This window comes from Paenibacillus sp. TAF43_2, from assembly GCF_052113545.1.
GTDB lineage: Bacteria > Bacillota > Bacilli > Paenibacillales > Paenibacillaceae > Pristimantibacillus.
This window is the reverse complement of sequence record NZ_JBFRDK010000072.1, coordinates 22667-29235: the sequence shown is the minus strand read 5'-3', so window position 1 is coordinate 29235 and position 6569 is coordinate 22667. Positions and strand designations below refer to the sequence as shown.

The window sequence follows — 6569 nt, the reverse complement described above, 5'->3', positions numbered from 1 at the left end:
CTCTTGGCTCCACCCCCTCTTCCAGCTCGAATTTACGCTCTATAAAAGTTTAAACGCTTTAATCTTCAAAAAAGAGTTTATCCTGTAAGGAAAGCCCTGTCAATCACTTCCAAGGATTTTTCTATGAATTTCAGAGCTATTTACCTGTCCAATTCAAATTTTTCTCCTTATTTCACACTTTTCCTCCCCGTTCCTATAAGAAAAACGAATTCATTAATTATTTTAAGTATAAGCGCTTAAATTATTTGTAAATTTGAATAGTGATGACTTTTCAGATGTGCAGGCTTCCTAAAATGATTAATATACATATTAATTAGTCTTTGCATTTCCGAGAAAAAGTCAAAAAACCCGATCTCATTGGATCGGGTTTTCCATTTTCCAGACAGCAGGTTCGAAGGCGGGCGCCTCCATCTAGTTAAGCTGCTTCCATTTTTGTTCTAGCGCTTGAGGAATATAGCTTTCCAACTGATATAAAAGTTCTAATGGTTCACTGGAAACATTGATTAGACTCAGATGTGAATCATTGGAGAACCCTTCTTTAATGCTATGATTAATCAATTGAACAAAAGGATCAAAATAATTCCTAATGTTTAGAATACCTACAGGCTTTTTATGTATGCCAATCTGTGACCAGCACAAAACCTCGAAAAGCTCCTCATATGTCCCAAAACCGCCAGGCAAAGCAATGAAGCCATCAGCTAGTTCACTCATTTTAGCCTTGCGTTCATGCATATTTTCTACTTCTATTAACTGAGTTAATTCTCTATGCACCACTTCTCCTCTAAACAATCCTTTAGGCATAACTCCGATCACTTCACCGCCACCAGTCATGACAGCATTAGCGATTTCACCCATTAAACCTATTTTAGATCCGCCATAGATTAATCGATAATTTTTTTTAGCCATGTAATGACCAAGCTCAGCAGCTTTCGCTTTATAATCGTGATGTTCCCCTAAATTTGATCCAGCAAAAATACAAATTGATTTCATAAACCCATCTCCAAACTATATGTTGATAATTTCCATAGTCTAATATACTATATATTGACGATTAATCAAATTAGTAATCCTGAATTTCACAAACCGCCTCTCAAATTAAAAAAAAGGACAGCTGCTCTCAGCTGCCCTTCAATGAACTCATCCATTACGCGCTTTGTCGTTCCCTGTTCCAAAATCGGTTTGCCAATACAGCAGCTTGGAACCTATCCAAACCATCCCCATATCGGTTAGCTTGCCGAATATGGCAAACAAAATTAAGCTTGTCATTATAATTGCCGGACGTCCCGTCGTTTGACCGTCGGTCATGAGAAACCCGAGCCCTTTGCTGGCACCCATAATTTCCGCTGCTACGACGAACATCCAGCCCATGCTAAGCCCACTTCTCATGCCAACGACCAAGGAAGGCAGCGTAGCCGGCAGAAAAAAATGCCAGATTAATCGGAAGCCTTTGTACCCATGTACCCATCCTACCTCGATCAGCTTGCGATCTACATTTATAATGCCTGTCAGCAAATTCAAATAGACAKGGAAAAATACACCAATGGCAATAAGAGTGATCTTCGACGTCTCGTAAATACCGAGCCACAAAATAAATAGCGGAACCCATGCCATAGAGGGAATATTTCTGAGTGCTTGAAGCATCGGATCAAACAAATAACGGAAAAACCGAAAGTATCCGTTTAGAATGCCTAGTACCAACGCGACTGCCAAACCTGCAACAAAACCAGCGAATACCCGGTACAATGTAATAAATAAATGATCACCCAGCTCGCCCGATGTGAGCAGGTCTGTGAAGGTACCGTAAATCCGGGTAAGCGGCGGCAGTAAATTGGGAGCTGCATATCCTGTAACGGAAGCATATTGCCATGCACCGAGTAGGAGTATAGGAACTAGGAATCCCAAAGCGATTTGAAAAATGCGACTGTCCGTGAATTTCAAATCGATGACCTCCGTTTATTGTGCGATCTTTGTGAAGTATTCCGAATCGATCAGTTCATCTACAACTTTGGCAACATCCGTATTATCAGGAATAATTCCACTCTTCAATAAGACGCTACCCGCTGCATTAAGGGCTTTCTTCTGTGTATCGCCGATAACAGGATTAGAAAGATCGGTTCTTTCGATCACCTTTTCTACGACTGGCAGCGTCTGYTTGGATTGCTCGCTTACGATTTTTTTGAATTCCTCTACATTGCCGATGGCCCATTTCCGAGCTTGTTCATAAGCTTCAATCACTTTTTTCGTCAACTCCGGGTTATCGCTCGCGAACGACTCTCTTACATTAAGCACCCCGTAAGTATTCAAGGAAGCGTCGCGGATAACGAGCTTGGAGCCCTGCTCGACTTCGGTCTGCGCCATAAACGGATCTAATCCCGCCCACGCATCGACTTCACCTTTTTCCAAAGCTGCTTTTCCATCCGCGTGCTGCAGTTGAACGAGCTCTACATCTTTTTCACTCAGCCCCGCTTGATCCAGAATGCGCAGCAGGAAAATATACGGGTCCGTCCCCTTGGTAACAGCGATCTTCTTGCCTTTCAAGTCCTCCACCTTGGTGATTGTAGAATCAGCTTTTGTGACAAGAGCTGTCCACTCCGGCGTAGAATAAACGTAAATCGACTTAATGGGATTTCCGTTTGCTTTGCCTAATAATGCCGCGGCGCCTGCCGTAGAGCCGAAATCTATGCTTTTGCTATTCAAATACTCCAATGCCTTATTGCTTCCCGCGCTAAGTACCCATTCCACCTGAATGCCATCTGCTTTAAGCGCCTCCTCCAAAAAACCTTTCTCCTTCAGCACAAGGCTAACCGGATTATAATAAGCATAATCCAGCTTAATCTTCGTAACACTTGCTGATGCTTCCTTCGACGTGCCGTTGCCGCAGCCCGCCAACTGTAATATGACCAAAACCATAACAATCGCGAAGGCGATTTGCTTGCCTTTTCCTATTCTCATGCTCATATCCCCTTAAATGGTATAGTTATCGTTTTTACCGATATTTCCGTTTGGCGATTCGGGTTTCTCTTTAGTCAGAATACGATCAAGAATTAATTTCTCGTAATAGGCGAAGCCGCTGTCATGCTCTCTCGGTCGCGACAACGTAATCCTAACGTCGAATGCGATCTTCCCGTGCTCAATGAGAATAACCCTATCCGCCAATTGCACCGCTTCCGCAACATCGTGAGTGACCAGCAGTGCCGTAAATTTCTGCTCCGTCCATAATCGTTCTATTAATTGCTGCATTTCGATTCTAGTTAAGGCATCCAGCGCGCCAAGCGGCTCGTCAAGCAGCAGCAGCTTGGGATTCCCTGCTAATGCGCGAGCCAGCGCCACCCTTTGGCGCTGCCCACCGGACAACACGCCGGGCCACTCGGAAGCGCGACTGCTTAGCCCCACTTGTTCGAGCGCTTTCTCCGCTTTCTGAATGACTCCGTCCTTAACGCCGACTCTGACGTTTTCCAGTACACTTTTCCATGGGAGCAGTCTAGCATCCTGGAACAGAACCCGAGTATCCGGGTGAATAAACCCAATTTCCTCGCTGTCGATATATACGCTGCCTTCTGATGCCTTCTCAAGACCCGCCACCAATCGAAGCAAAGTGCTTTTCCCGCAGCCGCTCCTTCCTACGATGGCAATGAATTCCCCCGGTTTTCCTTCAAGCTCCACCTCTTGTAGAACCTGCTTATTTCCGTACCGCTTAGCCGTTTTCTTGATTTGCAGATGGCTGCCTAAAGTAGTTTGTTCCACGCTCTACCCTCCTTGATATTCTCTTTTCTCCAGATTCGAAAGAGCGGCCATGCTTAGCGCGAGGAGGTCGTTGTACTCTTCGGAATAATCTGATTGGCAATCATTTCGCCGAATGGACTTATGAAGAGCGGTTGATCCACCTGCTCCTTCTTTTGCAAAGGAAGCTTCGGAAACAACAATTCCGCGACCCGGTATGCCTCCTCCAAGTGAGGGTATCCAGATAGAATGAAGGTTTCAATGCCGAGCTCTTGATACTCCAGCATGCGAGCGGCTACCTGATCGGGATCTCCTACAAGCGCAGTGCCTGCTCCACCGCGAACCAATCCGACCCCAGCCCATAGGTTAGGACTTACCACAAGCTTGCTTCGATCCCCTCCATGCAGCTCAGCCATCCGGCGTTGTCCCTCCGAATCCATCTTGGCAAAAGAGGACTGAGCCCTCGCAATGGTTTCATCATCGACATGTGAAATAAGTTCATCCGCCGCTTGCCATGCTTCTGCTTCTGTTCTGCGTACGATAACATGCAGCCTTATTCCGAACTTGATCGTTCTTCCGGCAGCCTCCGCTAGTCGCTTCATTTTGGTCATTTTCTCAGCAACCTGCTCCAGAGGCTCGCCCCATGTCAGATAAACATCGATGTGGTCAGCTGCTATCTCCATTGCGGCATCCGAAGATCCTCCAAAATAAAGTGGCGGATAAGGAGCTTGAAGAGGAGGATAAAGCACTCTCCCGCCCTTTACGCTAAGATGGTCTCCCTCTAAATCCACTTCTTCTCCTTGCAGCACTCGTTTCCATACTTCGAGAAACTCACCAGTTAAACCGTAGCGGTCGGAGTGATCTAGGAAAACACCGTCTCCTTCAAGCTCGGCCTTATCGCCGCCGGTCACAACGTTGATAAGCAGCCGCCCATTGGAGAAGCGATCCAACGTTGCCGCCATTCTTGCCGCCAAAGTAGGAGACATCAAGCCCGGTCTTACAGCAACTAAAAACTTCAGCTTCTCCGTAGCAGGAACTAACGTTGAAGCGACAACCCATGCATCCTCGCATGAGCGGYCCGTCGGAAGAAGTACGCCGCCAAAACCCAGCTCGTCAGCTGCTTGAGCGATTTGTTTGGTGTATGCGTAGTTAACCGCTCTAGCACCTTCGCTAGTGCCTAGAAAATGTCCGTCGCCGTGTGTGGGAATAAACCAGAAAACTTCCAAAATATTCAATCTCCTCTCAAATAGAAAAGACACCTGTCCCATGTAGCTGGAGAAAGGTGCCTTTAGTGGTCTAATCGGCTTGTATTTTGATATAGGTTGATCATCTTGATCATCTATCCCTTGCTCGTTTCCTGTAATAGCTTCCAAATCGGATCGATATAACTGCTTTTATTTGTGTTCAAATACTGATTCGCGTACGAGCGAACGGGATCGCCTGCGTAGAAACGTTCATACAATTCATGGCGCGAGCCGAGCGGACTGCCGATTAAATCCCATGCCAGCTTGAACAGCTTTACCTTTTTCTCCGAGCTGACAGAGGCGCCTTCGAAATACAGATGCATGAATTTGGAGATCGGACCATAGAAGTCTTCCATACTGGACGGGGTTTGAACGAACCCTCCTCCTCCGACTTGCTGCAGAATCTCAATCGCTCTCGGATAAATCTTCGTTCCAATATTCCTTGCCGTATCGATGAAGGAAATCTCAGGCAACCAAACTCCCGAAGCATTTTGCGCAGACTTTGTCTCAGAAGCGATCACCAGCGCGCGCATCGTATCGACTTGCGTTAGCAGCTCGCCAAGCTTCTCCTGAATGTGTAGAAAGCCAGTTACCCCAATGGATTCCGATATTGCGAAAGCAAGTCCTGTTACGAATTCAAGCTTTGCGACGGACCTCACAACCGTTTGATGGAAAGCGAGCGAATTCGCCGTTTTGTTGTTCCGCAGACTCAATACAGATTCTGAGTCGCCATAAAGCAATACGCGTTCCCACGGAATCAGAACATCGTCGAAAAACAGCACGGCGTCCATTTCCTCATATCGGGAGCTCAAAATATGTTCCTTTTCTCTCGAATCTGCGAACGATTCCCGGCAAACAATATGCAGCCCTTTCGAGTTTGCCGGAACAATGAGTACATGCGAATGCTCCTTGTTCTCCTTCTTCAGCTGCAAAAAGGAGAAAATAATGAAATCGTGAGTATACGGCGCTCCTGTGGCAATCATTTTCGCTCCGCGCACAATAATGCCTTCGCTCGTTTCCTTCACAACATGAAGGAATCTTTCTGAAATACGCTCATCGCTCAGTTCACGGGAACGATCGATCTGCGGGTCCAGTATAGCCGTCGTAAGGAACAAGTCGTTATCTCTGGCCGATTCGTAATACTTCTCGATCTTCGCTTGGAATCCCGAATCCCTCTTGCTGATTTCCGCTCTATCCGCGTACCATCCCGTAATCATGGACCTTCCGTAATCGGATAAACGGCTCATAATGCCATTTGTTTCTTTCGCCCAACAGGTAAAAGCTTTGCTTCTTGTTAAAATATCTTCCTTCGAATAAGGCACTAGAAACGAACTGTGAACATATCGGCCTAATGATGGCTGCAAGTATCCAACTTCATCTCTGCGATGCGGATCATCCAGCAAATCAAATAGTCCTGTGATGGTTTTGAGCGTGCCTTGAAATGCGGGGTGTGTGGGCAAATCATCCACCGCTTGGCCTTCAAGCCAAATCTTCCGACCATCCTTTAGGCTTTTTAGAAACTTTTCACCTCTCGTTGTCATTGAACGGATTCTCCTTGACTTCTTTTTCCGATAAGAATACTATGTTTTTATTCATGTTGTGATA

The 6569-nt window shown here is 46.1% G+C and carries 6 protein-coding genes; all 6 read right to left on the bottom strand.

The features are described from left to right. Positions 1-411: 411 nt before the first annotated feature. Positions 412-990 carry a TIGR00730 family Rossman fold protein gene (locus AB4Z17_RS16830; RefSeq protein ID WP_441960961.1) on the bottom strand — a complete coding sequence of 193 codons (579 nt, stop codon included), beginning with the start codon at positions 988-990 and terminating at the stop codon, positions 412-414. Positions 991-1137: 147 nt separating this feature from the next. After that, a complete protein-coding gene (locus tag AB4Z17_RS16825) occupies positions 1138-1938 on the bottom strand; it encodes an ABC transporter permease (RefSeq protein WP_441960960.1) in 801 nt (266 codons plus the stop codon). A 15-nt stretch (positions 1939-1953) separates the two neighbouring features. After that, the gene (locus AB4Z17_RS16820; RefSeq protein WP_441960958.1) at positions 1954-2952 is read right to left on the bottom strand and encodes an aliphatic sulfonate ABC transporter substrate-binding protein; all 999 of its coding nucleotides are present in this window, start codon (positions 2950-2952) and stop codon (positions 1954-1956) included. A gap of 12 nt (positions 2953-2964) precedes the next feature. Further along, positions 2965-3744, bottom strand: a complete 780-nt coding sequence (locus tag AB4Z17_RS16815) for an ATP-binding cassette domain-containing protein (RefSeq protein ID WP_441960956.1) — start codon at positions 3742-3744, stop codon at positions 2965-2967. 53 nt (positions 3745-3797) lie between these two features. Further along, on the bottom strand, positions 3798-4946 hold the full coding sequence (gene ssuD / locus AB4Z17_RS16810; RefSeq protein ID WP_441960971.1) for an FMNH2-dependent alkanesulfonate monooxygenase: 1149 nt from the start codon (positions 4944-4946) through the stop codon (positions 3798-3800). A 113-nt stretch (positions 4947-5059) separates the two neighbouring features. Continuing rightward, positions 5060-6505 (bottom strand): 4-hydroxyphenylacetate 3-hydroxylase family protein, encoded by a 1446-nt coding sequence (locus AB4Z17_RS16805; protein ID WP_441910349.1) that lies wholly within the window; start codon positions 6503-6505, stop codon positions 5060-5062. Between the last annotated feature and the right edge of the window lie 64 nt (positions 6506-6569).